The organism is Magnetococcales bacterium, from assembly GCA_015228935.1.
In the GTDB taxonomy this organism is placed as follows: Bacteria; Pseudomonadota; Magnetococcia; order Magnetococcales; family DC0425bin3; genus HA3dbin3.
In genome coordinates, this window is record JADGCO010000002.1 from 99,838 (window position 1) to 126,811 (window position 26,974).

Sequence of the window (26,974 nt, forward strand, 5' to 3'; positions counted from 1 at the left end):
GAATGAAAAAATGCTCCCTACGAAACCGGTTTCATGAAACCGGGTTTGATTTATCCTGCTCGATGAAGTTTCGCAAGGCATCCAGAATGGGAGCAAATTCTTCTGTGAGTCGATCCAGGGCCTGACGGGCGCTTTGCCACTCTCCATTGCGGATTTCACGATGCAACCACTGTGATGGCTCCTTGAGCGAGGGAAAGATGGCATTGGCCATGCTGCCGCGCAGTACATGCGCTTTTGCCCTGGCCTCTTCCTGGAGTTGTTCTGCCACATCCCGTTCCATACTGGCCAAGAGGTCAGGAATTTGTTGGACAATCAGTTCGGCCACCTCCTGGAAGGTTTCTTCCGGCAAGCCGAAGACCTCCATCGCCTGGGCAATGTCAAAAACCGGACGGAGCGCAGCACCGGCAGTCGGTTGCGGAGAAAGACTCTTTTGATCCAGGACCGTCACACTCTCTTCGTTATGGGCGTCATATTCTTCCCTGGCAATCGGCTTGAGATATTTCCGCAGCAGGTTTTCCATGGTCCGGAGGGTGACCGGCTTGACCAGGATTTCATCCATGCCCACCTCGATGCAATCCCGCCGCTTGCCTTCCATGATGTCGGCGGTAAAAGCCACGACCGGCAAACGTGGGCGATGCTCTTCGGCTTCCCGGGCACGGATGGCGCGTGTGGCCGTCAGGCCATCCATCCCCGGCATCCGGCAATCCATGAGAACCAGACCGTAGTCATGTTGCCGCAACTTTTCCAGGGCCGAGGCTGCATTGGAAGTCGTGTCCACCAGGGAGGGATCACACCCCAGATTTTGCAACATGCCGCTGGCCACCTTCAGGTTGGCGGCATGGTCGTCCACGATCAGAATACGATCCTGATACAGTTTGCGTACCGGATTATGCCTTTGTTCCCGACCGGACCTGGAAGCTGGATGGGCATAATGGACCAGCCCCTCACCCAATAAACGGTCGATTGCCCCACGCAAACGGACTGCACTGATCGGTTTTTGCAGACACAGCACATCTCCCGGCACATTGGCGGCCTGATCGAGACCATGGTCCAGAAGATCCGTCAACAGGATCACGCCAACACCTGGTACCAGCATTTCGTGCAAATCAACCATCTCCGAACGCTCACCCCCACCGGCTTTTTGGTTGACCATCAGCAAACGATAGGGATCGTGTGCCGCCTGCGCCTCTCTTAACAGGGTCCGGGAGGTTTGCGGATCATCCGCATGGGTATGACGAATTTCCAGGGTTGCAAAAAAGTCATCCAGAAGCACCCGTTGCAATCCGTGGCTGCCAATCACCAAAACCCGGAGGGTTGGCAATGTTTCCATGTCAGGCGAACCAAACGTTTCGGCGACCTCTTCCAGAAAAATCGAAAAATGAAAAACACTGCCAGAACCCGCCCTGTCGTTGGCATCCACGCCGATCCGCCCCCCCATGAGTTCCACCAATCTTTTGCTGATGGTCAAACCCAATCCGGTTCCTTCGACATGTTCCTGCCCGGGTTGATGCTCCACCTGGGTAAATTTATTGAAAATTCTTTCGCGTTGTTCTTCGGGCACACCGATACCGGTGTCCCACACCTCAAAATAATATTCCGATTTTGCGGAATCCCGTGCCTGGATGCGCACATGCAATTCAACCACTCCCCCTTTGGGAGTGAACTTGACGGCATTTCCCAACAGGTTGACCAGAATCTGGCGCAGGCGATTGGGATCCCCACGGACCGAGGTATGCAATCCTCTCGGGACAAAAGCCGTCAGTTCCACGCCCTTGGAGTGTGCCAGGGGGGCCATCATCAGGGCCGCCTCGTCCACCAGGGCACGCAGATCGAAGACCGCCAAATCCAGGGTCAGATGGCCGGCCTCGATCTTGGAAAAATCCAGTGTATCGTTCAGGAGGGAGAGAACAGCCCGACCGGAACTGTGACACAACTGGATATATTCCCGATACTGTGGCTCCATCCGTGCCCGGCGCAACAGTTCCAGGATGCCCAGCACCACATTCAGAGGCCCGCGAATTTCATGACTCATATCGGCCAGAAAAGCGCTCTTGGCCCCATTGGCGCGGATGGCCTGATCCCGGGCTTCCTGGAGATCCCGGGTTCGACTCTGAACCTCCTCTTCCAGACGAACCTGCTGGCGTCGCAACGCCTCTTCAAGATCCCGGCTGCGACTGATGTCCGCCCGGATGGAAAAAAACCAGCGACTCCGCTGCCAGAATCCGGACATCAGCAACAAAAAACCGCCCAAATCGCCGGCCCAATGAATGGTGGACCGCCATGCCGAATCCATCCAGGCGCAAAGAAAGTCCAGATAAACAAGGTGCCCCACCAGCAACAGGACCGCTCCCGCCAGGATAAACTTCCAGCCAGACAGCATGCCCGCCCTCTCCTGTCGCAACCAGGCGACAAGAAACACCAGCACCACCATGGCAGAAACGAAAGCCGCAGGTGCATTTGCAAAATTATTCATGCGTCCCGCTTCAACTCCCTTTTTGCCCGGTCTTGAAATATTTCATGCTGTTTTCAAGGAGTTCAGCCTGGGCCGAAAGTTCCTCCGACGTGGCGGACATCTCTTCTGCCGCACCGGCATTTCTCTGGATGACCTGATCCAATTGCTGGATGGCCTGGTTGATCTGGCCAATACCCTGACTCTGCTCCTGGGTGGCACTGGCAATTTCCCGGATCAGTTCAGAGGTTTTTTGGATGTCGGGAACCAATTGATCGATAATGCCCAGGGTCTTTTCTGCCACAGCCACACTGGACCCGGACAACTGGTTGATTTCACTGGCGGCAGACTGACTCCGTTCGGCCAGTTTCCGGACTTCGGCGGCAACCACGGCAAAACCCTTGCCTTGTTCACCCGCCCGCGCCGCCTCGATGGCGGCATTGAGCGCCAACAGGTTGGTCTGCCGGGCAATTTCTTCAATCACCGAAATTTTTTCCGCAATGGAGCGCATGGCCTTGACCGCCTCGGCAACGGCGACGCCTCCTTCCACGGCATCTTTTGCGGCTTTTGTGGCAATCTTGTCGGTTTGCTGGGCACTGTCGCTGTTTTGCTGGATCCCGGAGGCCATTTGTTCCATGGCTGCGGAGGTCTCTTCAATTGCGGCGGCCTGTTCGGAAGCCCCTTGTGCCATCCCCTGGGAAACCTCCAACAATTCCCCACTGCCGCTGGCTACCGACGTCGAAGCATGGGCGATTTCACCAACAACCTCGCGCAGACGGTTCACCATGGAGTTCAGGGCCTGAACCAATTGACCCGTCTCATCTTCTTGATGAAGATCCAGATTTTGCGTCAAATCGCCAGAAGCGATTCTCTTTGCAAAGTCAACACCCTGTACAACGGGCGACGTAATGGACCGGGCAATCAGGAATGCCAGGATAATTCCCACGACGATGGAAATAGCTAAAACCGCCACCACACCGATACGTGTCTGCACACCATTATGGACCATCACCTCTTCCGACATGATGTTTTGATTGGTCACCTCGATGACCTGGTGCAACAGATTTTTCACATCGACCAGATGCTTTTGAGTTTCCGTGGCAAAAATGGCCCGCGCTTTTCCTTTTCCTTCCAGGTTTTTGTAGGCAAGCTCTTCCATTTTTGCCAGGTCGGACTGGACACCAACCAGGGCACCATTGATGCCGGACTGATAGATTTTTTTGGCCTCGGAAAAATTCCCCGCTTTCAATGCTTCGTGAACATCATGACCCAGCCGGTGCAACTCCTTGTGGACGGGTTCGACATGCGCGAGGATTTCGGCCATTTTGGAATCAGCCTGGCGTTTGTTTTGGGCATCCGGGCCATAGATGAACTTGCCAAACTGACATTGCGTTGGATCCAACTGGACGGTCAGCTCACGCTCTTCCTTGAGTATGGCGTTTTGCACCTTGCCGGCCCAGCCCAGATGGGCCGCTTCCATTTTGGCAAGAAACCCGGGAAACTTGTCGTCTGCCGGATGAAAGACATCCTGAATTTTGGCAGCAGAGGCATGCAACAGTTTATGGGGTTCTTCCAACTGGGTGAAAATGGGACCCAATGTTGGAACCATGGCCTCGGCCAGTTTGCGTCCCTCCCCATAATACCATTTGCCAAAGGCGCACTGGGTATGGTCCAACTGCACGTCCAGGCGTGCCGCCGAGTCACTGCTGATAAAGGCGCTCAGGGCATTGGCCCAGTTCAGATGGTCGATCTCTTTCTGGAGAATGTTGCCACGCAACTGATTCCCCCCCACAACAACCTTCCCATCCGCGACCATGCGCGTGATACCGGAAACAGCCCACAACCCCAATCCCGACATCAAAACAAGCACGACACCGATGCCAATCAGAACCTTTTTGTTAATGCTTAAATTTTTCCACCTCATGATCAATACCCCCCATCAAACCCCTTCCTGTCCCGTTTGGCCGACACTCCGACCTGAAGCAGCATCGGCAGACTAGCAGATTTGACGCGGGTTTGAAAGGATGGTAAGGATGTCAATTATCTGACAGACAGGATGCGCAACAGACGACGCACATCCGCATCGGTCAAAACTGTCTCCAGAGATAACTGTTTCAGGGATCCATTGCTTGTCGAATGATGACCCTCTTCGCCCATCCGGGAATCCAGTCGTTCTTGTTGGTTCAACACCCCCTCCGCACAAACCAAGCCTCGTGATGCAACCCTGTTCGATACCACATTCGCAATTTCCGCTGGCAACAGCATACCTGCTCCTATCGTCCTGACGCCGTCCACATCCATGGAATACGACTCCGTGCCGGTTCCGCTGGGAAACGACACCCGCCAACAAGCAACAAGATGCAAAAAGCAACTCCCGGGCCAAATAAATTCATCGACCAGAAAACCCTCTGTCTTGTATCCCCACGCGCCGTCCCGGACACTGAACCCTGTCAAAAATCCGATCAGAACGAAAATCAGCTCCACGCCGGGGTGGTTGGAAATGGTTGGATCCGATTTTTCTGGACGCTGGCGTGAATTTTTGGAAAAATCAGGTGAGACACGGGAGCAGAAACCTTTGGACAATGACTCAATAAAAATCTGCTGGCACTGTCTGGCCGGTGAAACACTGAAAATGCTGCTGGAACCCGTCGGCATTGAAGTACGTTCGGAAGTCCAGGTCGTGGCTGCCCCACCCAAAGCCGACCTGATTTTGATTCAACGCAAAGCAGGATGCCAGACGGAAGCGCAACGATTGCTCCTGGCCGACGGATTGTGGGACCTCGATGCAGACCATATTCTGGTTGAATTGAAAATCACCGAAAGCCTGGACGAGAATGCTCTTTCCCAACTTGCGGTGTACGACTACCTCTATTTGGGCACCGCAAAGTTGCAACGGCAGCAATTGCGAAGTGTCCTCATCAGTTCCACAACACCGCGAAAAGAATTCCTGGCGAGGTTCGCTTTTGAAACCACAGGATCCCGTGGCGTCTATGAAAGCAAGCCACGCTGGGGCGGCATCATTCGATTAATACTTTTGAATGAACTGAAAAATGAGGTCCGCAACGCCCCGTTGAAATTTTTTGCAAGCCGCATGGACGAGAAAAAAAAGCCTTTGAAACAATCAAGAACACGAAGTTATTCAAACTCTCCACGGCATTCAATCAGATCATCTTCGGTTTATGGAGATTACAGATGAAAGGTTCAATGAACAGCCCAGAGTTGAAAGAGATCACAGTAGATCATGTCATGAAACTTGGGAAAGAATGGATGGACTTCATCCTGAACGCAACACCCGTCGAAGTGCTTCTGTCCACACCACAATTGGAACATTGTCTGGACCAGGAACATCGGAATGGACACCGAGATGGCGAAGCCAGGATGCTGATGCGTCAGTTGCAACGCCGCTTCGGCAGCGTGCCTGACTGGGTCAACGAAAAAATTGCCAAAGCCGATCTGGCATCCCTGGAAGCGTGGGGGCTGCGGTTTGTGGATGCCCAATTCTTGGACGAGGTATTCGCTGACAAGGTGTGACAAGTATGCGATTGTACGCTATCTGGAATTTTGCGCCTTTACCCAGGTGCCTGCGAATGCCCAGGATTTTGCACCTTGTTTTTTTCTGCCGGTTTGGGTAGAGTGATGGCGGAAAATTGAGAGAGGGGAATAACCTGCATATGCCACTCGGATGATCAGCCTCGTCCAAGATACAGATAAGCGTCCCCAGGTGAGAATTCACACCGATGGGGCATGCAGTGGTAATCCAGGTCCTGGAGGATGGGGAGCCATCCTGCGTTACGGCTCCCACGCCAGGGAAGTGTGTGGCTTCGCAGCACACACGACAAATAATCGAATGGAAATGTTGGCGGCCATCCATGCCCTGCATGCCCTGAAAAAAAGCTGCCAGGTCCAGTTGATCACCGATTCCACCTACGTCAAGGAAGGAATCACCCAGTGGATCCACGCCTGGAAAAAACGCCAATGGCGCAAAAAAGATGGCAGCGCCGTCCGCAATGCTGATTTGTGGCAAAAACTGGATCTGTTGACCCAAATGCATACCGTGCGCTGGGAATGGATCAAAGGCCATGCCGGACATCCCGACAACGAATTGGCCGATCAATTGGCCCGTCAAGCTATTGACATGGGATTGAAGGGAGAGTTGCCACCCGATCCGGATGGCCCCTCTCCGGAACCTGAAAAAGAAGCAACCCTTTTTTCTCTCACAGGAAACCACACTTAGGAGGAGGCTTCCATGTTCGAGGACCAGCTCCAGGCCGTTCAAGAGTTGTTGGAGACCGATGCCCAGTTTCGGGAACTCCATGAACAGCATCAAAACCTGAAAGACAAGATTGCCGAATTGGGACCACGCAGCCTGGGAGACTTCACTGTCGAACGCATGAAGAAGGAAAAGTTGTTGATCAAAGACAAAATGGCCACCATTCTGCAACGCCACACCGAAACCCGAGTCTGACCTTTTGGACCCCTGGCGACCGGAGCCACCCGGGGTCCGGTCGCCCCCCCTCCCCCTCCCAACATGCACGCCACTCCCGGTCACAGCCACCATATGCCTCATCCGTATCAAGAAAGAACCTTGTGACAGCTTCTTTTTCAAGCCTTAACCGTTCTTCTGTTCGTGCCACCCCTTGACTCCAACTCCGCAAGCTCTCTCCTTCTCACCAACTCGCATTTTTTTGTCTCTTGCCAGCCCCCTATCTCACTCCCCCCACAGGCTTCTATCGCCCAATCTCCAGACAAGCTGTTGCCAGCACAGGCCTCCTCCGCCCATCCCCAGTCAAACAAATCCAGCAACGGAATGGCATCATTTCTGCTTGTACCGTCCACCTGAACCACTCTCGACAAGGAAGACGATTCACTTGGCAAGCCACCTGATATTTTTCGACAGGAAAGACGATTCACTTGGCAAGCCACCTGATGTTTTTTCGGCAGGAAAGAAAGTTCATCCGGCAATCTGCCTGAATTTTTCTTGGCAGATAAGTGAATGTACCCGGCAATAAAATGCCTCAACATATTTTGGTGAGAGATGTCATTCATGAACGAGAAAAGCTCGAATACGGTTTGGCAACCAGCCACCATCACACGACTTGATCGGGAAAAGAAAAACAATCATCGCGGTCTGGTCATCTGGTTTACCGGACTCTCCGGCTCCGGAAAATCCACGCTGGCCCAGGCTACCGAGGCCAAACTTTTCGAGACAGGCTTCCACACCTATACCCTTGATGGCGACAACATGCGCCATGGCCTGTGCGCAGACCTTGGCTTTTCCAACGAAGATCGCATCGAGAATATTCGCCGAATCGGTGAAGTGGCCCGGCTCCTGATGGATGCCGGAACCATCGTCCTCGCCGCCTTCATCTCCCCGTTTCAATCCGACCGGCAAAAAGTTCGCAATCTGGTCGAGCCGGGAACCTTCTTTGAAATATACTGCAATTGTTCACTGGATATCTGCGAACAGCGCGACGTGAAAGGTCTCTATCGCAAAGCCAGAGCCGGACAAATTCCCAATTTTACCGGTATCTCATCCCCCTACGAACCTCCACGCACACCCGAATTGGAGCTGGATACCGGCCATCTGGATATTGCCAGTTGTGCAGAACGCATCGTGACAGAAATCAGGCCTCGCATTGCCCTGTAGCACGCCTGAATTCTCTCCAGTCACCCCCACTCCACCCGGAATCACGACAGAAACCGCTCACGATCAAGTCCGTGCAATAAGGAATGGCTTGATTTTATCGATTGCAGAAAATGCAACTCATCGTATACAATGATGGCAACTGTATAAGTCGGAAGGAATGATCTCGATGATACCGATTCGCACATTGCTACTGTCCGCAGCCGCAGTCCTGATGATCGGCTTGTTGTTCCATGGCGGCAATTTCAACGAACTGCTGACCCTGGAAAACGTCTTCACCTGGATCATCCTGGCCATCTTGTGGGTCCTGCTCGGGCAGTGGTTCGAACGTACCCGTGCCGAATCCGAACAGGAAACCTCAGGCGAACCCGAAAAAGACGATGAACCCGAGGAAATGATGACTCCCCAACAAGGTGCCGTGTATCACCAGTTACCCTGGCAGGTCACCCAGCAAGGTTCCTCCCTGGGTCGGTTCCACGACCTTCCGATCCCCGCATGGATCGAAACCTCCGATGGCAGACGCGCCGAATATTCCGGTACCGTCGCCATCCAAATGCCCGAAGAGTGCCGTTGTCTGGAATTTCCCAAACGAGGTGAATTGATACTCCCACCCGGTCTCGTCTACCTGATCAACCGCCAAACCTGAAATCAAGCGGGAGGAAAAAAATTCACCAGTCGGTTCGCATCGCCGACACCGCCCTCTTGTCGCCCATGTCAACAACCCGTCACGGTCGGAAAAGAACGGAAGGGGTGGGTCGTGAATCTTCGTAAAACGATCAAACCATTGAACATAAATGAATAACACAAATAAAACCCCGAAAGACAACAGGACGGATACGCACACGCCCGTCATGCAGCAGTATCTTTCCCTCAAAAATGCCCATCCCGATACCATTCTGTTTTACCGCATGGGCGATTTCTATGAAATGTTTTATGAGGACGCCAAAACCGCAGCGGAGGTTCTGGGCATCGCCTTGACGCATCGCGGTCAATCCGCCGGGCAACCCATCCCCATGGCCGGCGTACCCCATCATCAGGCCCGCATCTATCTGAAAAAATTTCTGGATGCCGGTTACAAGGTGGCCATTTGCGAACAAATGGAACCACCGGGCCTGAACCGGGGACCCGTCAAACGGGCCGTGGTGCGCACCATCACAGCCGGCACCCTCACCGAAGATGACCTGCTCGACCCCTTGACCAACAACTATCTCGTGGCCCTGGCCCTGAGTGCCGCACCCGGCAAAAATGCAAAAGCCGACCTGGCAGTCGCCTCCCTGGATCTCTCCACTGGCCTCTTTCAGGTGGCCCTGACCCGGACCCTGGACCGGACCCTGACCGAAATCTCCCTCCTCTCCCCGTCGGAAGTGATCATCCCGGAAGGGTGGGAACCGCCCGATGACATGGCCGATTATCTCCCCCGTTGCACCCGCCGACCCGCCTGGGAATTTGATCCGGAACAGGGAAGCCGCAACCTCCAGAAACACTTCCAGGTGACCTCACTGGATGCCTTCGGCATCGAAGACTCCCCCGTCTGCAAGGCCGCAGCCGGAGCCTTGATCGGCTACTGTCTGGAAACCCAGAAAGGGGCCGTGGAACATATCACCTCCCTGACCCGCATCGAACCGGATGATGTCTTGATTCTGGACGATACTTGCCGACGCAATCTGGAAATCAACACCACCCTGCGCGACAACCAGCGCCGGGGAAGCCTTCTGGGAACACTGGATATCACGAGTACTCCCCTGGGCAGTCGCCTGCTCGCCACCTGGTTGAACCGTCCGTTGCGTCAGATCGATCTCATCCACCAACGTCAGGATGCTGTCGCCTGGTTGTTGCATGATCAGGCCCTCCGCCTGCATATCCGCACCGAATTGAAAGGCATTGCCGACCTGGAACGGCTCCTCGCCCGGATAACCCTGGGCCGGTCTTCACCTCGTGATCTGGGTGCTTTGCGGAAAACCCTGGCCCACTTGCCAAAAATCACCTCCCTGTTGACCGAGGCATCCTCCTCACCCCCATCCCTGATCATGGTCCTCCTGAACGGCATGCAGGGGCATGACGATCTGCTCGCCCATCTCCAGGCTGCCCTGGCCGACGATCCACTCCCCGTTGACCAGAAAGAGGGCAACATCATCCGCAGCGGTTTCAATCCCACCCTGGATCAGCAACGCACCCTGGCCCGCGATGGCAAGGTTGCACTCCAGAAAATGGAGCAGGAAGAGCAAATCAAGACCAAGATTCCCAAATTGAAAATTCAATACCATCGCTCCTATGGCTACAGCATCGAGGTCGGCAACAACCATACAGGCAAGGTTCCCTACTACTACCAGCAACGGCAAACCATGACCAATGCGGTACGTTATGTCACCACTGAACTGAAAAAACTCGAAGAAGGTATCCAGAACGCCGAGGAAAGCTTGGTGCGTCTGGAAGAGAGTCTGTGTGACGACATTCGGAAGCGTGTGGCCGGCCATGCCACGGAAATTCAGGTCACGGCCCGTGCCCTGGCGACCCTGGATGTCCTGACCGCTTTTGCCGAAATGGCCTATCAACATCACTATTGCCGCCCCGAGATGGAAACCACGACGACCATCGACATTCGGCAAGGCCGCCATCCTGTCGTGGAAATGTTTACCGACAGACCGTTCGTGCCCAACGACACCCTGCTGGACGGCCAGGAAAACCGGTTGATCCTGCTGACCGGACCCAACATGGGAGGCAAATCGACCTGGATGCGTCAGGTGGCCCTGATCACCCTGATGGCCCATACCGGTGCCTTTGTCCCCGCCCAATCCGCCCGCATTGGTCTGGTGGATCGCATCTTCACCCGGGTGGGTGCCGCAGATGACCTGGCCGGTGGTCGTTCCACGTTCATGGTCGAGATGACCGAAACCGCCCATATCCTCCACCATGCCACCCACCAATCGTTGATCATTCTGGATGAAATCGGACGCGGCACCTCGACGCTGGATGGTCTGGCCATTGCCCAGGCCGTCGCCGAACATGTCCATGGCATCATCCGCGCCCGCACCATCTTTGCCACCCACTACCATGAGCTGACCGCTCTCGAACTGACCCGTCCCGGAGTCGTCAATCATACGGTGGCCGTGCGTGAATGGCAGGAAAGCGTCCTGTTTCTCCATGCCATCATGCGGGGACGGGCCAATCGCTCCTACGGCATTCATGTCGCCCGGTTTGCCGGCATCCCCCGCGATGTCACCCAACATGCCGACGCCATCCTGGCCTCCCTGGAAAGGGATGCGCCCCGCCCCGGGGATCTCCAGGATATCCCTGCATCCCTTGCCAACGGGCCGGCACCAACCCGATATGAAATTCCGTCACCCCACCCTGTCATGATAGAGTTGCAGGCTCTGGATACCGATACCCTGACACCCCGCCAGGCCATGGAAACCCTTTATCGGTTGAAAGAAATGGCCACCATTGCATAGGAAACAGGCTTCTTGATCATGCTGGAATATCGTGTATCGACATTGACCAACCCATCCCGATTCTGGACGTTTGTCCTGTTGACTTTCCTGTTGCTTCTTTTCCCCGTCGCCTCTGTTCAGGCCAGGGATGCTGCGTCAAAACATCCCCATCTCTGGATCCATCCCCTCGAAGGAGCCGATGGTGCCAAGGTGGACGAGGCCCAGGCCGTGCGTGTCCTGAACGCCATTCAACAGGCTCTGAGCCGGCTCCAGGGCTTCCAAAAACTGGATCTGGGTCCCCCGGCGTATGTATTACCCCTGGGTGCCCCCGACCCGCGCACTCTTTTGGGAGCCTCGCAACTCGCGCAATTGGGGGCTGATTACATTGTCGGTCACACCTTGATTCCCGGACGGGCGGGGTTTCTCACCCTGGAGCTTTATCAACCTCCGCAACCCCGCATGATCTGGATGGCCACCCAACCCCTGACAAAAGATTCCGACCTGCGGCAGGCAACCAATCAGTTGGCCCTGCAATTGGCAGAACACCTGCAACGCCTTGACAGTCAAATTCTGGTCGCCATGACCCCCATGTCAGCCTTGCAGGCCATCGCCAAGGCACCGGCCACGACAGAATCCGCTTCCACACTGGATACACCTCAGGGGGATCAGCGCTACGCCATTCAGGTGGAAGCCAGTCTTGCGGCGGCCAACGCCCACAAAACCATCAAACTATTACGCACTCGTGGTTACGAACCCCGTCTTGAGATGGCCAAGGATACCGAACATCACAAATGGCATTATGTCCGCATCGGCTCCTATTCCGACCGCAACTCTGCCCAGACTGCCCTGCAAGCCTTCATGGAAAAAGAAAAAATGCCCGCCGTCCTGGTCATGGGAGTCCCTGGGCAAAAAGGCGATTCCATCTCTGCCAATATGGCGTCCGACAACAATAGCGACGACGATCAGGAAGATGAGACCGAAGACGAAGAAGAAGAGGCGACACCACCGCGTCACTTGAAAGCCCAACGCCCCTCCCCCCGCTCCAGCAACCTGACCCGCTCCTCTGCGCGTTCATCAGCCAGCATGGTTCGCAAAGGCTCAAGACACAAAGCACGCACCGAATCTTCCAAGAAAAAAGCCACGGCCACGACCTTCGATATACGCATCAATCCCAGCCAGGTACGCGGCCATCCGGAAAAAATCATGGCGTGGATGCGCAAAAAAGGATATCACCCCCATGTACATCGTGTCCGCGATTCCAGGCGGCAGGTCCGTTCGTCCGTGCGCCTGGGACCTATTCGGGGCAAACAAAATGCCCTGGCCACCCTGGAATCTTTCCGGCGACGTACCGGATTGAAGGCCACGGTCATTCCGGCAACCAAGTGATCCTGTTTTCCGATTGAGGATGAATCCATGCCTGTCTATCCCTATCAGGGCATCTTTCCAACCATTCACCCCACGGCCTTCATCCATCCCGATGCGGTGATCATCGGTGATGTTCACATTGGCGCTGAATCGTCAGTCTGGCCCATGGTCGTCATTCGGGGCGATGTCAACTACATTCGCATCGGCGAACGCACCAGCATCCAGGATGGATCCGTGGTCCACGTCTCCCGTCCCTCGGAAGCCGCCCCCCAGGGACACTCCACCCTCATCGGCAACGATATCGTTGTCGGACACAAAGTGGTCCTGCATGGTTGCCGTCTGGAAGATGCCTGCCTGATCGGTATCGGTGCCATCCTTCTCGACAATGTCACCATGGGTCGCGAATCGATTGTGGGGGCCGGTTCGCTCGTGACACCAGGCAAGAATATTCCGGCAGGCACCATGTGGATGGGATCCCCGGCCCGGCAACTCCGCACCACATCCGAAACTGAACGACAATCAATCCGGTCCACCGCCGATAATTATCGCCGCCTGGCCGCCCAGTACCTCCATGAACTGAGTGAACAAAAAGTAACCAACTGACCCACTTGGAATATTTCCACCCAGAATAGTCACATCCGGCAAAACATCACCATCATTTGCGCGCTTGTCCTGAAATCTTTTTCAAACACAAACTGGATCAGACACTCCAATGGAACGATGGCGCCTTTATAGTGGCTTGGTGTTGATGGCCTTTGTCCTGACGCACTTTCTGAATCACGCTCTGGGAATTTTTTCAATCCCTCTTATGAGCAGTGGCGGAGAATACCTGACTGAACTCTGGGATTTAAAGCCCTTGTCGGCACTCCTGACTCTGGCTCTGATCGTTCACCCATCCCTGGCACTTTGGACACTTTTCCGTCGTCGCAATTTTCGTCTGCCACATTGGCAGCTTTGGCAGATTGGGATCGGCATTCTGATTCCTTTCTACCTTGTGGACCATTTACTGCTCAATCTGGTGCTGGGACATGTCACCCGGTTTCACACCAGTTATGATTTCATTCTCACCTCCGTCTGGCAAATCCAACCCCTGCAAGGTCTGAAACTCGGTGTCGGTGTCATTCTGGTCTGGATCCATCTGACCTTGGGGTTTCGCCAATGGCAAGGTCATCGTCCCTGGTTTGCTCGTTGGCGTCCTGTCCTGCTCGTCACGGCCTTCCTGTTCCCCACTTTGACCCTGACCGGCTATATTGCCTCCGGCAACCGTGCCCCCCATCCAGACCAGCAACCCTATCTGGTGCAAGAGATCATTGCCGAATCACATTTCACACCGAAAATGTCCACCTGGATCCGTCAATCCAGTCACTATCTGACCCTGGGAGGAGTCGGTTGTCTCATTTTGCTTTTTTTTGCCCGCAAAATGCGTCTGCAAAGGTTGCTACAGGGTTCAGCCCCCAAGCTTTTCTATCGGGACAATTTTATTCTGAACATTCCCAACGGAGCTACAGTATTGGAGGTGGTACAAAGGGAAGGGATCGCTCATGCAGCCATTTGCGGTGGCCGTGGCCGATGCAGCGTCTGCCGGGTCCGTATTGGCCAGGGCAGTGAACATCTCCCTCCGCCGAATGCTGTCGAACGCCAGGTCCTGAATCGCGTTGGTGCCCCGGAAACGGTTCGTCTCGCCTGCCAGATTCGGCCCCGCGCCAATCTGGAAGTCACCCCCCAACTCCCCCCGTCGGCTTCCATGAGCGATTGCCTGCCTGACTCCGGCCAGAAGCATGGCCGAGAAGCAGAAGTGGCCATTCTGTTTGCCGATTTGCGTGGTTTTACCACCCTGGCCGAAAATCGTCTGCCGTTCGATGTCGTCTTCATCCTGAATCAATATTTCAAGCTGATGGGAAAATCAGTCGAAGAATCGGGAGGCTATCTCGATAAATTCATAGGCGATGGTGTCATGGCCCTGTTCGGTATCGAGACAGGTCTTGCGGCGGGATGTCGAGCCGCCTTGCACTGTGCCCAGCGTGTCGATGCCGGACTCGTCACCCTGAACGAACACCTGCAACACGAACTCAACCAACCCCTCAAGGTCGGCATCGGCATCCATGCCGGCAACGTCATCCTGGGCGAAATGGGCTACGGAATCACCCGCCACCTGACAGCCCTGGGCGATGCCGTCAACATTGCCAGCCGCCTGGAAGGGGCCACCAAGGAGTTGGGCGTCCAACTCGTCATCTCCGAAGTCGTGGCCCTTCAGGGAGGCATCAACCCCTCTGCTTTTCAAAAAACTGAAATGTCAATTCGTGGCCGCACCGAACCCTTAAGCATCCGTGCCATCCCCTCGGCTTCAAGTCTCCAATTATCGACACCATCTACCGTTGACCTGTCGAACTGATTCAACATAAAATTGCATTTAATTATGGATTTACGATCATTTACCCTGGCAGATTCCCATATCAGGTGTAAGGCAATGATGATTCCCCCTCCAAACAACAGCTTTCCTGAAACTGAAAAAGATGGAAATTTTTCAGTCTGGAAGGTTCTTTTCATTTCCTGGCTTGCCACAATCATTCTAACCGTGTTTTTTATTATTCCACACGAGGACGATATATTTTATTTCGCCCAGGGACTCAACCTTGCCAAAAGAGGTTCTCTTTCTATTCCGATTCAAGATCATGAGATTCGCCTTTTTTCTATTTTTGGAACCCTGCCGTTTTTTCACTCTTTATTTCAAAGATTGTTTGATTTAATCCATATTCCATTGAATTTCCACACATATCGTCTATTTACATCCATCATCGCCATTGTCAACATCATTTTAGCTCTCTGGTATATTCGGATCACATCACCACAGGACGCCACATGTTTCCGTAGGCGGTCTGCCTTGTTTTTGTTCTTGATCTCCACGACATATTACTCCATGTCCTGGATGGTCGTGCGTCCCGAATTCATTGGTTTATCTTTTTTCCTCGCAGCCTTGATTGCCGACCAATCTTTCCTCAGGCAAGAAAAATCTCCCTGGCACGCTTTTCCAATAACAGGAATTCTTTTTGGAACAAGCGCCATCTGTCATCCTGTCTGCACAATTTTAACGGGACCAACAGCACTCGTGATTGCCATACGCGAGTGGAAACGACACGATAAAAACCACCTGAAACCATTATTGCTTGTACTGTTTGGTATTTTCCCCGCTCTTGTTTTGCTGTCATACTATACATATTATCGCCAGGATTCAATTCCTTCATTGCTTCTTCATGTCTGTGAACTCCTGGGTCCTTTCTACTGGAATCTGATTTCCAATTATCTACCAGGACTGGATGTCTCACCAGAAACGATTTGGGGTGAGGCTCCCACACCTCATATGGGAGAGCAAATAATATTAAATCCGCTTATGTTCACCTTTTCAAACATATTAAATACCAAAGAAATCATGATTTTGCTAAGAATCTTTATGTATTTAGCGCCATATTATTTGATATTGATTGCCACCATCATAATTGGCCGAAAAAAAGATGCAATCAACATAGGCATACAAATCTCTTTTCCGTACAGATATCCATTTATAATATCTGTTATTTTAATTCATATTATTGTCTATTCAGGCATGACATTTTATGGATTTCTTGGCTTTCTGCTCACCATCTTACTTGTTCAATCCAATGGATGTCGGATAGGAAACTGGATTTTCACACGCCTCTCTAAGAAATTTATAAACATAGGCTTAATATTGTCTATTCTTTACATTCTTTCCTGGCCGTTACTACATATAGGAAAACATATCGTGTTTCCAAATCACTTTCCTGATCCTTTAAAAATTCAGCGTGAAGTTAATCTCATCAGACATGATATTGACTATTTATTCCTTCTTGACTCAACAATCGTCCCCGTTTTTATATCTGATTTTGAAAAAACCATAGCCCATGATCCATCTGCCACTTTCGAAACATACTGGATTTTTCCAACAATTGGCACATTCCTGACAAAAAAAGAAGCAGAATTCGTAAAAGGTTTTTTTGATAATATCATAAAAAATAAATCAAAAAATAGAATTGCTTGGCACATCAAAGCTTCCGATGCAGCAATTAATAATGGTTCTGTCTGTATTAATATTCCTAAAAATAATATAGAAATTTATTTTAAAATTTCCCGGATAATTTATAAAGATAACAAGAATTACATATTTACAAGCAACGGATTTACCACTGAATGCGCTAAACAGCCACAATCATTGCTTCGCACACAGGAGTGATTTATCATAATAATATAATTTGGAAACCGAGATAGAAACAACTCAATTGTAAGGATCGTTTTCTGGTCCAGATCTGGTTGACAATACGGATGGCTCTCCACCATGGGGCATGGTTGCTTTTAAATATTGAAAAGATAATGATCGATGATTGACCGAATGACCATGAACAATGTGGGAAAGATGAACCCGCATCTCCGCCACCTGTTCGGACAATAATCCGAAACAAAACAGGAAAAATGCACACATCGTCAAGATAGTAAAAGTTCCACTCAGGACAAGCTTGCCAAAAATAAATAAAACGACTATTTCGTGTATTAAGCCCAACAGGAAAAGAAAAAAGCTCAAAGGAAGAAAAAAACGCCAAGGATGAAACAATAAGACAATGCGAAAAATGATGGCCATGAAGCGTATGCCATCCCGAAACTCCCGAATTTTGCTTTCTGTTCCCGCAGGTCGAGGTTTTTGTATAATGGGATGGAATTCAACCCGATAGTTGCAGGTCAAAAAGGCCAGGGTACTGGTCGATGGAAAAGAGAATCGCGTTGGGTAGAGATGATAAAATTCCAGGGCACGTTCTCGATAAAAAACTCTCAGACCACAAGTCAGATCGGGAATGGTATGGCCAGAGATATGGGAGGCCACCAGGCAAAGAATTTTATTTCCCAAGCCACGGATCCAATTGCCACCCATCTGGTCTTTATGGCGGGCACCGACCACCATTTCGGCCTGATCCATTTTTTGAATCATACTTGGCAGGGCCTCGGGAGGTAGCTGTCCATCCGCATCCAATATCGCTACAACCGGCTGTTCCAAATTCATGATCGCAGTTTTTACGGAGGAACCGTTACCACGGTTATAGGGATGCCGGATCACGTCTGCACCAGCCTGGATGGCCTGTTGGCTCGTATCGTCTTCCGAACCATCGTCAATGACCACAACCCGCCATTGCCGACTCACAGCCAGTGCTCGCCTGACAGTATCGGCGATGACTGGTCCTTCGTTATAAGCCGGAATCACCACGACCACATCGGCCAAAGTCACACGCTTATCCACTCTTGCAATCCCATCTTCCCGGGCAATGAGTCAACAGTCTATGCATTTCACGCGGTACAACAGAAACCCCGTTCCCAACGGTTTGCAACAGTTTATTTATCTCCCGAGAGGCTGAAAAACATCACATTCCAGCCAGACCGGAACAGGGATATGGCTTCCCTGAAACTTCGAATATCCAACAAACTGCGCAGAAGATAAGCGGGGCGGGTGTAAAAACGCCGGTAACCCTCCTGAACAGCCGCTTCGATCTCCTGGTTGGTCAATTCAGTGAAGTGTTCATTGTAATAGCTGACCGTGTGGAGTTGTTTGATATGGAGGTCATCTGACGGTACAATGACCGCAGAGGGAACCAATTTACTAATCTCTTCGAACAGAGGCGTACCCGGATAGGGGGAACAAACCGAATAGGTCACTGTCGTGGGGGCCGCTTCGTGGATAAAACGGAATGTATTTTCAATGGTCTGTCGAGTTTCCCCCGGCATGCCAAGCATCATGTGGGCATGGGTTCGAATGCCAATTTTTCGGCACATGGCCAATTCTTTGCGGACCGTGTTTAAATCAATCTTCTTATTGGCCCGAGCCAAGATTTCAGCATTGCCGGTCTCTACCCCGAATTTAAGCTGGCACAAACCGGCTTTTTTCATTAATTGCAGGTAATCCTCATCCAATTCACCGGATATGGCGTTGGCTATCCACTGCAAACGGATGCCACGAGAGATAAGTCCCTTGCATATTTCCACGTTTCTTTTTTTATAAGCACAGAAAGTTTCGTCTCGAAAATAGACTGTTTTGCACCCCTGTTCGGCAACCAGTGACATTTCCTTCAATACGGAGGCCGCCGAACGCACCCGCAACGACATTCCCAGGGAATACGGGGCTGTACAAAAGGTACACTTGGCGGGACACCCCCGACTGGTCAACATGGTAACATAGGGATATTTTCTAATCAGCGGATTGTAGTACTGTTCTCCCTTGGGCAGGAGATGGCGATGAGGAATGGGCATGTCATCCAGATTTTTGATATAAGGATAGGCTGGATTGATATGAACCTTGCCCGCCATGCGATAGGCAATTCCCGGCACATCCTCCCATGGCTTCTTCTGGTCCCAAGCCAACAGCAAATCCCGCAGTGCATACTCTGGCTCCCGCATCACAACAGCAGTCACCAGTTCATGGGCCAGGCAATGTTCCGGTAAAAAAGTGGGGTGGGAACCAAACAACACCACGCGCAGATCAGGATACACCGACTTAATGCTTTTCAGAACATGCATATCTTCGGCAAAGGTCATGGTGGAAGTCAGCACCACCACCACATCATATCCCTGACACCTGTCCCGTGTTTGCTCAAGGGTCAATCTCTCTCCCAAGGCATCCAGAAACAGCACGTCAAGTCCTGCCTCGATGGCCACGGAAGCCGCATAGAGGATGGACAACGGCGGAAGGGAACCACCTCCAACCAGCTTGCCACTGCACCAAGCCCCATAGAAAGTGTCACGGATGACATTTTGGTTGGACGTATTGCCAGGGATCAGAAATATTGTCTTCAATCGGCTTAACAGTATGGTTTTATTGTGATTGGGGAGCCAGCATGAAATGGTAAACCAAAAAAGCCGTTTTCGTAAACGTTTTTTTTTGGTCACTGACCAAAACCAGAAAATCCTTGACAATACCATGTCGATAAACCCAAATAGTCTGGAGATGTGGGAAAGGACTCCATCTCTGGCCAAGATTCATTTATTTCCGTTATTATTCAAACGATTGGAATGCACATGTTCTTCCCCCCACAGCCACGCTACCGCATCTATTCACGGTTGAAGGATTATTTCTGGATTTTGCGTGACTCATGGCTTGGTCAACGCCTGATCGGTGATGACACCGGACGACTGGAGGCGGTCGTGCGTCAGGCATTGAATACCCCGCATGCTCAATGCCTGCCCATGGCTCGTACCGGTATATTTCTGGCCGTGCGTGCCCTGATCAAACCCGGGCAAAAGGTCATCTTGTCACCCTACACCATATCCGAAGTGGTCAATATGGTGATTTGTGCCGGTGGCATTCCCTGTTTTGCCGACCTGGACCGAGAAACCTGCAATATCAATCCAGAAGAAATTCGCCAATTGATTGATAAGGATACCGGAGCGATCCTGATTACTCACTTCCATGGACTCGCCTGTGACATGGAGCCAATCCTGGAACTGTGCAAGACGCACAATCTGCCTCTCATCGAAGATGCGGCACAGGCCTACGGAACCCGATATAAAGGTCAGGCCGTAGGCACCTTCGGGGATGCCGGTCTGTTCAGCCTGGGCATGTATAAATACCTCAACTGCTTCTATGGTGGCCTGCTGACTACACCCCATGCTCATCTTGCTGAAAGAGTCCGCCAGGAACTCGCTTCGACATCCTGGGAAAGCATGGCCCGTTTCCGTAGCCGGGTTGCCAAAGGGCTGATCACGGACCTGGCCACTTGGCCGCCACTGTTTTATTTATTCACTTATTGGGTTTTTCGTTACGGTCACCTCAACCAAGTCAAGGCCATCAACGATGCGGTTGTCGGGATTGACCTGCAACCCGTCATGTTCACCACCATTCCCCCGGAATATCTGTGCCGCATGACTCCCATGCAGGCACGCCTGATCCTCGACCAGTTGGATCTGTTCACCGGTCACAATGAGCGACGCCTGCATATGGCACGTATGTATCACGAAGGGCTGCGAGACGTTCGACAAGTGCGTCTCCCACCTCTGCGCCTGGATGGCTCTCATACCTACCTGCATTATCCCATTCAGGTCTCGGACAGAAGCGAGCTGTTGCGACATATGATGCGGGTGGGTCGTGATGTCCGGGAGCAACATACACGCAATTGTGCAGATTTGCCCTGTTTTGCCCCCTTTGCCAGGGATTGCCCCAATGCCCGACAATTGGCCAGGGAGATCATCGTCCTGCCAACCTATCCCCGCTATCCGGATTCGGAAGTCATGAAAAACATTGAAGCCATTCGCAATTATTATAAAATGAACAATTGACATGCGGATCGGAATTCATGAGGAATATCCAATCCATCCTTACTGGTCACAAGGCGGAAAATTGACATGCGGATCGGCGTGATCGGTTCCGGTCCCAGCGGCATTGCAGCCGCAGCGGTACTCCTGGACAAAGGCCACCAAGTGACCATCCTGGATGGTGGTCATGTACCGGAAGATTGGTCCCGAAAACTCCAGCAGGAACTGTGTCTACGCCTCGATCAAGGTCTGGATCCCACCCCGGATCAGTGGCAAATATTGCGTTACGGCCCTGCCGGATCCAACCCGGACAACAACACCAACACAACGGCTGCACCTGGTTTTTTACGCTCGCTGTTGGTCAGGCACATGCCTTCGGTCCTGTCCAAAAAGCGGATTCTGGGATCCACTTTTGCCTTTCATGGCATCGATGAGGGAATCACGCTTTCCGGAGCCGGTTTGGCGCGTTCGCTGGGTGTTGGAGGACTGGGTCAGGTTTGGGGGGCCGGCTGTTTCCCGTTACGCCCCGATGAATATGGTCAATGGCCATTTTCGCAACCGGAACTGGAACCCTACCTGGTCCAAGCTGCTCACCTGTTGCACCTGTGGCAACAAGAAGATGGTTTGTGCCACCTGTATCCGCTTTATGGTCCCATCCAGACCAATCCAGATCACGCCATGTTCAAATCCATCCCACTGAATCAGCGGGATGGCGACTCGCCTGCCGAAAATTTAATCCAACACTGGAAAACACAGGATACCGCCCTGCACAAGGCCGGAATCGCCGCCGGACGGATGCGCCTGGCTGTTCAGGCCACCACGGGTGGCAGAGACGGTTGCCAATTATGTGGCTTGTGTTTCCATGGCTGCCCTTATGGGATGATTTTCAACGGGGTACAACGCATCCGTGATTTCCAGAATCGTGACAATTTCACGCACCGACCTGGGTGGTTTGTACATCGATTTCAGGAAGATGACCACGGCGTAACCCTTGAAATCCAGGCACAGGGTCGTTTGTTTCGGGAATCCTTCGATTGTATCATTCTGGCTGCCGGAGTTCTCTCCTCATTGCGAATCGCCGCCGACTCCCTCCGCATCTGGAATCATCCCAGCCGGTTGGTGGACAATGGGGCTGTACTCATGCCCGCTTTGGCCAGAACACGCCAAAAGTTGGGATGCAGCCCACGCACATTCACCATGGCCGAAGCCGCCATGGGCATTGCTCCACATGTAATTTCCAAGCAGGGTGTACAGATTTCCATCTATTCGGCCACCTCGATCTTTCGGTACCCTCTGTTGGGACTTTTCCGTGCTTTACCCAAATCCCTGTCCAATCTGGCCGCCAGGTTGGTGGGCGATCCCATCATTCTTCTGATCTATTTTCACAGTTCCGACTCCAGGGGAGCCACCATCACCTGCCAAAGCAATGATGGCACCACCCCGGGACATCTGGTGGTCACCCCGGATGACACACCATCCCCCATCGATAACCTCCTACCTCAGCTCCTCTCTCTGCTGAAAAAAAATCGCCATGCAACCGGTTTTGTCCCCCTGCCTCTGTTCATGAAAAAAACTCCCTTCGGCTTCTCAGACCATCTGGGTGGTTCTCTGCCCATGCGGCAAAATCCCGGCATTCTGGAAACCGACTTCCAGGGGAGGTTATTTGGAACCAAAAAGGTTCGCGTCGTCGATGCCAGTCTCTTCCCGGTCTTTCCGGCCCAGAATGCCACCTATGTCGGCATGGCCAATGCCATGCGTATTGCTGATGGAATCACCGCAGACTCTTGATAACCCCCTTGACTGCCGAGAGGCTGTCCATGAACTCTCTCCGACCAAGAATCAAGCCCCCGTCTCCACACCTGACACAAGAGATCCTAATTTTTTTTTGAATACCAAAAAGCTTTTAAACGGACCATCCAATCTTTCCAGAACGTGAAACCCCATATTCAAATAAAACTGAATCGCAGAATTCTCGGGCATGGCCCCGGTTCTGGCGTGAAATACGTCAATCCTGTTTTGGCAAAGCCAAGCCTCCCCCCGACCAATCAAACCAGCAGCCAATCCGGTCCGTTGGTGCTGCGGATCCGTAAAAATAACAAACACCTCTGGATTCAAAATTTTATACTCTGGAAGCTTGTATCCTGGTAACAGAAAACTTGCCAGAGTTGGAAACAAAATTTTCCGAAATCTGGAACTGCGAAAAAATTGCCTTGCTCCATACAAAACACAATAAACGAAAGTCCCCTTGATACATCGATGCATGAAATCTTCTGCCTGCTTGGTAATGACCAGGGCAGCAACAATATGCTGATCATGGGAATCTCTGGCCACAAACACACCCTCATGAGGAGAGACTGCCAGAAACCGCCATAAATGCTTCAAATATCCCAAACCAAAGGCCGCCGTCACACTGTCTTCGACATGCGCCTCATGCAACCTGCTCAGGATCTCATAATCCGCATCACTCAGAGGAATGTCAGATAATAACATGGCAATAATCTTTCACTCTCATTTCATTAATGGTTCGTGACGAAGATCATAAACAAAAACACCACTTTCATATATAAAATAATCGAGCCTTTCAACATGCTGGCGAAGAAACTGTGCCAAATCAGGCAATACCGGAGAGACAATCCTGGAAAACAAAGATAAATACCGGGACGTGAAAAAAATATGCGAAGGCAATTCCTGAAAATGTTTAACCGGTCGTGACAAATCAATTCCCCAAAGTTTCAAGAACTGCAAATCTCTTTCGCTACTTTGAGCAAAATAGCGCTGGGTCAGCACCACGAAGCGTGGGACCCGCACATCATTCCACTTGCGGACGGGATGACGTCCCCAGGAATCCAGGTAAATGTCATCCTGCGCGGCCAAATCCTGACTGACTCTCCAAACATGAATACCATAAGACTCAAATATTTCCGGGCGAACCATACCCACAACCTGATTTTCCCCCCGGTCGTTCAACCATTTTATCAAACCCCTGTTTGTTGTATCATCAGAGTCAAAGTAAGGATGGATGTGAAAAATTTGCATCACAAGCAACACCCCCAGCATAATCCTGAACTGCAAGCGGATTCTGGCATTGAAACCTGGTTGAATACCAGAAATCAACACAAAAACAGCATATCCGGCCAGCAAAATATAGTATACAGTCAGGGGTGCCAAAGCCTCTATTTTAGGAAATAACCGAAAATGAAATACATACCATACAATGGGAACCACAGGACCAAATAACAATAACGCCCGAAATGCTGTCCAACCCTGACCCAGTACCAAACGAGCCACCATGAACCATCCGACAATCGACAACATGGTCAGCGGTCCATCAAAAATCAGGGGGTAAAAAGTAAACATTCGCAAGCGGTGCAGGGCAGAATCATCACTTCGTTCAATGTATGTGTTCCAATCCGTCCCATGAGAATACCATTGCAATTGATCCCAATAGGTTCTCATCGGCACACCGTAATAGGCAGAAAAATACCACGCATCCGGATCAGGGACCAACTGAAGTATACCCCATGAAAATGATTGATAAATAACAGGAATACTCAAAACGCCAAGCAGCGCGACAATAATAGTTAAAACGACATTTGGCTGGGATTGGGTTCCCCGCTGCCTGGTGGCACGTAGCAGAACAAAAACCTCCACCCCCAGAATGCCAGCAAGAAACGGAATCGTCGATAAATGTGCCGCCAGGGTCCATGAAACAGCTAAACCCACCCAAAAAGCACGCTTCAATGATGGACCCAGCTGATAATGAAGGCAGGCAGACAATACCAGGGCAAGGTTGGTCATATTTATCAAGGGTGGCAACAACTCCCGGTTGTGCCAGTGGATAGATCCCGAAAAAATCACCATCACAACCGTGGCAACCTGCCAGATGGTCACCGATCGGATCTCCCTCCCGGCTCTCGATTCCAACCTTGCGGCCTGAGAAACAATCAATACAAGTATACCAAGCAAGGCTGCAATCAGAAACGCCTGACAAAAAGCCATGTATTTCATGCCAAAAGGCACCATGGCTGCAAACAATGTATGCACAAAATGGACTATGGGTTTGCCCAGCACCATTACTGAAGGAATCAGATGACGTACACTCCACTGCTCCGGGGTAGGCATACCACTCCCATGATCAAGAAACGTTTGCAGGTAGATCAAATTGGAATGCGCCATATAATAATAGGTCGCGCTGTCCCCTTGCAGTGGAACAAGGGGGTAGCCCAGCATGAAAAACAATGCAAAAATTCCGCCCATGGCGGCCAAATGCCAGCTTGTTTTTTTCATTTCTTTCGGAACGGTAGAATTGTCTCAAGAAGAGCCAAAAACCCAAACCTCTTGATGATACCAATAAATTTATTCGGAGTCAAATGCATCCAGATCAAGGCACGTTTTTGCAGCCGGCTCAAATACTCAGGACTCATGCCATTGACCTCCATGACTCCACCTTCATAACGTGAATATTTACTGTAATCCGTCGTGACAAGTTTCAGGCCATGCCGCCCTTCTTTAGCCATCTCCATCAACTCGGTTCCGGGATAGGGAACAGCAATGGAGAGTGGCGAATAAGAAATTTCGGGTATGCTGCGAATCAGACGCACTGTTTCCCAGACATCCGCTTCGGTCTCACCCGGGTGCCCCATCATGGCCGAACAGGTCACTTCCATGCCCACATCCTTGGCCATCCGGAAGGCCTTACGCATTTCATCATGGCTGACTTCCTTGCGAATCAGCTTCAAAACCCGGGGGCTGCCACTCTCGATACCAAAGCTGATGCGCACCATGCCGGCACGTTTCATGAGCGTCAGCAGTTCCATATCGATAAGGTTGGCCCGGGTCCATCCCTCCCAGGTCACTTTCATGCCCTTTTCGAGCAGCAACTCGGCAAGCTCAACAACATTTCTCTTTCTCAAGGTCAATGTGGAATCATTGAAACAGAAATGGTGAATGTCAAAACGTTCCTGCAACATTTGCATTTCCGCCACCACATTTTGGGGCGAGCGGCAACGCAGTGTGCGACCTTCCAAAAGCATGGCCGCACAGAATGAACACTTGAAAGGACAGCCCCGCGTATAGAGCAGGGTGGCATAGCGAACATACCCCTTGTCTGGAACCTGAGTCCGGTAACGATCCTCCAGCAGATCCCAGGCCGGAAAAGGTAAAGCATCCAGTTCATGGGGCGTCGGACCCCAGCCATTATCGACAATCTGTCCCCCTTGCCGATACATGACGCCAGGAATGGTCGCGACGGAACCATCTTCCCTGGCAAGCCCCCGGAGCAAATCAGCAAACATCAACTCCGCCTCACCCAGCACGGCCAGATCAAAACAGTCAAAAAAAGCTTCAGCACCCAACAAGCTGATATGGGGACCACCAATTATTGTCCTGATATCGGGCTGTTGGCGCTTCAATCCCTCGGCGATCAATCGGGCTTTGTGATAGATGGGCGTGGTGGCACTCAACCCAACAACCGTGGGTTTTTCGCGCAAAATCCTCTCGACAACGTCAACGTCGCTCAATCCGGCCACTTCAGCATCCAGAATCGCTACCGAAAATCCCGCATCCCGGGCAATACTGGCCAGCATGGTGATCCCGATGGGTGGCACAAAGGCCTGGTTTCTGGCTATCCTGGAAAAAGAGCCATGGATATCACTCCATGCAGGTTGCACCAGCATCAATCGTACATTCATGAACAAACCATCCTTCACACGTCACTCGGAAGCCGAAATTGAACAACTCTTGAGGCTTAGCATATATGTATCCAGGTTGCGAGGCAATTCACCCTGG

At 51.8% G+C, this 26,974-nt stretch carries 22 protein-coding genes; 13 read left to right on the forward strand and 9 right to left on the reverse strand.

From position 1 onward, the window contains the following. Positions 1–31: 31 nt before the first annotated feature. From HQL65_01685 to HQL65_01695, 3 genes are all read right to left on the reverse strand, one after another. Positions 32–2,473 carry a response regulator gene (locus HQL65_01685; protein ID MBF0134925.1) on the reverse strand — a complete coding sequence of 814 codons (2,442 nt, stop codon included), beginning with the start codon at positions 2,471–2,473 and terminating at the stop codon, positions 32–34. A 10-nt stretch (positions 2,474–2,483) separates the two neighbouring features. After that, positions 2,484–4,373 carry a CZB domain-containing protein gene (locus HQL65_01690; protein MBF0134926.1) on the reverse strand — a complete coding sequence of 630 codons (1,890 nt, stop codon included), beginning with the start codon at positions 4,371–4,373 and terminating at the stop codon, positions 2,484–2,486. A gap of 116 nt (positions 4,374–4,489) precedes the next feature. Next, positions 4,490–4,636, reverse strand: coding sequence for a hypothetical protein (locus tag HQL65_01695; protein ID MBF0134927.1), 147 nt, complete (start codon positions 4,634–4,636; stop codon positions 4,490–4,492). A gap of 313 nt (positions 4,637–4,949) precedes the next feature. Between HQL65_01695 and HQL65_01700 the strand changes: the two genes are divergently transcribed. From HQL65_01700 to HQL65_01715, 4 genes are all read left to right on the forward strand, one after another. Further along, positions 4,950–5,645, forward strand: coding sequence for a hypothetical protein (locus tag HQL65_01700; GenBank protein ID MBF0134928.1), 696 nt, complete (start codon positions 4,950–4,952; stop codon positions 5,643–5,645). Continuing rightward, positions 5,642–5,980 carry a DUF4351 domain-containing protein gene (locus HQL65_01705; protein MBF0134929.1) on the forward strand — a complete coding sequence of 113 codons (339 nt, stop codon included), beginning with the start codon at positions 5,642–5,644 and terminating at the stop codon, positions 5,978–5,980. The genes HQL65_01700 and HQL65_01705 overlap by 4 nt, the downstream gene beginning before the upstream one ends. A gap of 151 nt (positions 5,981–6,131) precedes the next feature. Beyond that, positions 6,132–6,683 (forward strand): ribonuclease HI, encoded by a 552-nt coding sequence (rnhA, locus tag HQL65_01710; protein ID MBF0134930.1) that lies wholly within the window; start codon positions 6,132–6,134, stop codon positions 6,681–6,683. 12 nt (positions 6,684–6,695) lie between these two features. After that, positions 6,696–6,914, forward strand: a complete 219-nt coding sequence (locus tag HQL65_01715) for a DUF465 domain-containing protein (protein MBF0134931.1) — start codon at positions 6,696–6,698, stop codon at positions 6,912–6,914. A gap of 137 nt (positions 6,915–7,051) precedes the next feature. On the opposite strand, the gene HQL65_01720 is transcribed toward HQL65_01715, so the two are convergent. Then, positions 7,052–7,495, reverse strand: coding sequence for a hypothetical protein (locus HQL65_01720; GenBank protein MBF0134932.1), 444 nt, complete (start codon positions 7,493–7,495; stop codon positions 7,052–7,054). On the opposite strand from HQL65_01720, the gene cysC reads away from it, so the two are divergent. From cysC to HQL65_01755, 7 genes are all read left to right on the forward strand, one after another. Continuing rightward, entirely contained in the window at positions 7,494–8,096 is a 603-nt protein-coding gene (gene cysC, locus HQL65_01725; protein ID MBF0134933.1) for an adenylyl-sulfate kinase, read from the forward strand. The two genes, HQL65_01720 and cysC, sit on opposite strands and share 2 nt — an antisense overlap. Positions 8,097–8,262: 166 nt before the next feature. Then, entirely contained in the window at positions 8,263–8,739 is a 477-nt protein-coding gene (locus HQL65_01730) for a hypothetical protein (GenBank protein MBF0134934.1), read from the forward strand. 148 nt (positions 8,740–8,887) lie between these two features. After that, positions 8,888–11,542 carry a DNA mismatch repair protein MutS gene (gene mutS / locus HQL65_01735; GenBank protein MBF0134935.1) on the forward strand — a complete coding sequence of 885 codons (2,655 nt, stop codon included), beginning with the start codon at positions 8,888–8,890 and terminating at the stop codon, positions 11,540–11,542. 12 nt (positions 11,543–11,554) lie between these two features. Beyond that, positions 11,555–12,907 (forward strand): SPOR domain-containing protein, encoded by a 1,353-nt coding sequence (locus tag HQL65_01740; GenBank protein MBF0134936.1) that lies wholly within the window; start codon positions 11,555–11,557, stop codon positions 12,905–12,907. A 27-nt stretch (positions 12,908–12,934) separates the two neighbouring features. Then, positions 12,935–13,489 (forward strand): gamma carbonic anhydrase family protein, encoded by a 555-nt coding sequence (locus HQL65_01745; GenBank protein ID MBF0134937.1) that lies wholly within the window; start codon positions 12,935–12,937, stop codon positions 13,487–13,489. Between the two features lie 109 nt (positions 13,490–13,598). Beyond that, on the forward strand, positions 13,599–15,278 hold the full coding sequence (locus HQL65_01750; protein ID MBF0134938.1) for an adenylate/guanylate cyclase domain-containing protein: 1,680 nt from the start codon (positions 13,599–13,601) through the stop codon (positions 15,276–15,278). Between the two features lie 75 nt (positions 15,279–15,353). Beyond that, the gene (locus HQL65_01755) at positions 15,354–17,132 is read left to right on the forward strand and encodes a hypothetical protein (GenBank protein MBF0134939.1); all 1,779 of its coding nucleotides are present in this window, start codon (positions 15,354–15,356) and stop codon (positions 17,130–17,132) included. 42 nt (positions 17,133–17,174) lie between these two features. Here the strand turns inward: HQL65_01755 and HQL65_01760 are convergent, their stop codons facing one another. Together HQL65_01760 and HQL65_01765 are read right to left on the reverse strand one after the other, a co-directional pair. Next, a complete protein-coding gene (locus HQL65_01760; GenBank protein MBF0134940.1) occupies positions 17,175–18,185 on the reverse strand; it encodes a glycosyltransferase family 2 protein in 1,011 nt (336 codons plus the stop codon). A gap of 92 nt (positions 18,186–18,277) precedes the next feature. Then, positions 18,278–19,618 (reverse strand): radical SAM protein, encoded by a 1,341-nt coding sequence (locus tag HQL65_01765; protein MBF0134941.1) that lies wholly within the window; start codon positions 19,616–19,618, stop codon positions 18,278–18,280. Between the two features lie 336 nt (positions 19,619–19,954). Here HQL65_01765 and HQL65_01770 point away from each other — a divergent pair, with 336 nt between their 5' ends. Together HQL65_01770 and HQL65_01775 are read left to right on the forward strand one after the other, a co-directional pair. Further along, positions 19,955–21,211 (forward strand): DegT/DnrJ/EryC1/StrS family aminotransferase, encoded by a 1,257-nt coding sequence (locus HQL65_01770; GenBank protein MBF0134942.1) that lies wholly within the window; start codon positions 19,955–19,957, stop codon positions 21,209–21,211. Positions 21,212–21,277: 66 nt separating this feature from the next. Further along, complete coding sequence (locus HQL65_01775; GenBank protein ID MBF0134943.1) at positions 21,278–22,975, forward strand: hypothetical protein; 1,698 nt, start codon at positions 21,278–21,280, stop codon at positions 22,973–22,975. A gap of 51 nt (positions 22,976–23,026) precedes the next feature. Here the strand turns inward: HQL65_01775 and HQL65_01780 are convergent, their stop codons facing one another. The 3 genes from HQL65_01780 to HQL65_01790 form a co-directional block, all read right to left on the reverse strand. Beyond that, complete coding sequence (locus tag HQL65_01780) at positions 23,027–23,518, reverse strand: hypothetical protein (protein ID MBF0134944.1); 492 nt, start codon at positions 23,516–23,518, stop codon at positions 23,027–23,029. A 177-nt stretch (positions 23,519–23,695) separates the two neighbouring features. Further along, positions 23,696–25,474, reverse strand: a complete 1,779-nt coding sequence (locus tag HQL65_01785; protein MBF0134945.1) for a hypothetical protein — start codon at positions 25,472–25,474, stop codon at positions 23,696–23,698. Continuing rightward, the gene (locus tag HQL65_01790) at positions 25,471–26,877 is read right to left on the reverse strand and encodes a radical SAM protein (protein ID MBF0134946.1); all 1,407 of its coding nucleotides are present in this window, start codon (positions 26,875–26,877) and stop codon (positions 25,471–25,473) included. Before HQL65_01790 ends, HQL65_01785 begins: the two co-directional genes overlap by 4 nt. Between the last annotated feature and the right edge of the window lie 97 nt (positions 26,878–26,974).

Excerpts from the sequence above, each read along its gene's own strand:
- cysC (MBF0134933.1), top strand. The coding sequence starts at position 7,494 with ATGAACGAGAAAAGCTCGAATACGGTTTGGCAACCAGCCACCATCACA.
- HQL65_01785 (MBF0134945.1), bottom strand. The coding sequence starts at position 25,474 with ATGAAAAAAACAAGCTGGCATTTGGCCGCCATGGGCGGAATTTTTGCA.
- HQL65_01705 (MBF0134929.1), top strand. The coding sequence starts at position 5,642 with ATGAAAGGTTCAATGAACAGCCCAGAGTTGAAAGAGATCACAGTAGAT.
- mutS (MBF0134935.1), top strand. The coding sequence starts at position 8,888 with ATGAATAACACAAATAAAACCCCGAAAGACAACAGGACGGATACGCAC.
- HQL65_01775 (MBF0134943.1), top strand. The coding sequence starts at position 21,278 with ATGCGGATCGGCGTGATCGGTTCCGGTCCCAGCGGCATTGCAGCCGCA.
- HQL65_01750 (MBF0134938.1), top strand. The coding sequence starts at position 13,599 with ATGGAACGATGGCGCCTTTATAGTGGCTTGGTGTTGATGGCCTTTGTC.
- HQL65_01715 (MBF0134931.1), top strand. The coding sequence starts at position 6,696 with ATGTTCGAGGACCAGCTCCAGGCCGTTCAAGAGTTGTTGGAGACCGAT.
- HQL65_01730 (MBF0134934.1), top strand. The coding sequence starts at position 8,263 with ATGATACCGATTCGCACATTGCTACTGTCCGCAGCCGCAGTCCTGATG.
- HQL65_01700 (MBF0134928.1), top strand. The coding sequence starts at position 4,950 with ATGGTTGGATCCGATTTTTCTGGACGCTGGCGTGAATTTTTGGAAAAA.
- HQL65_01755 (MBF0134939.1), top strand. The coding sequence starts at position 15,354 with ATGATGATTCCCCCTCCAAACAACAGCTTTCCTGAAACTGAAAAAGAT.
- HQL65_01745 (MBF0134937.1), top strand. The coding sequence starts at position 12,935 with ATGCCTGTCTATCCCTATCAGGGCATCTTTCCAACCATTCACCCCACG.
- HQL65_01720 (MBF0134932.1), bottom strand. The coding sequence starts at position 7,495 with ATGAATGACATCTCTCACCAAAATATGTTGAGGCATTTTATTGCCGGG.
- HQL65_01770 (MBF0134942.1), top strand. The coding sequence starts at position 19,955 with ATGTTCTTCCCCCCACAGCCACGCTACCGCATCTATTCACGGTTGAAG.
- HQL65_01690 (MBF0134926.1), bottom strand. The coding sequence starts at position 4,373 with ATGAGGTGGAAAAATTTAAGCATTAACAAAAAGGTTCTGATTGGCATC.
- HQL65_01685 (MBF0134925.1), bottom strand. The coding sequence starts at position 2,473 with ATGAATAATTTTGCAAATGCACCTGCGGCTTTCGTTTCTGCCATGGTG.
- rnhA (MBF0134930.1), top strand. The coding sequence starts at position 6,132 with ATGATCAGCCTCGTCCAAGATACAGATAAGCGTCCCCAGGTGAGAATT.
- HQL65_01790 (MBF0134946.1), bottom strand. The coding sequence starts at position 26,877 with ATGAATGTACGATTGATGCTGGTGCAACCTGCATGGAGTGATATCCAT.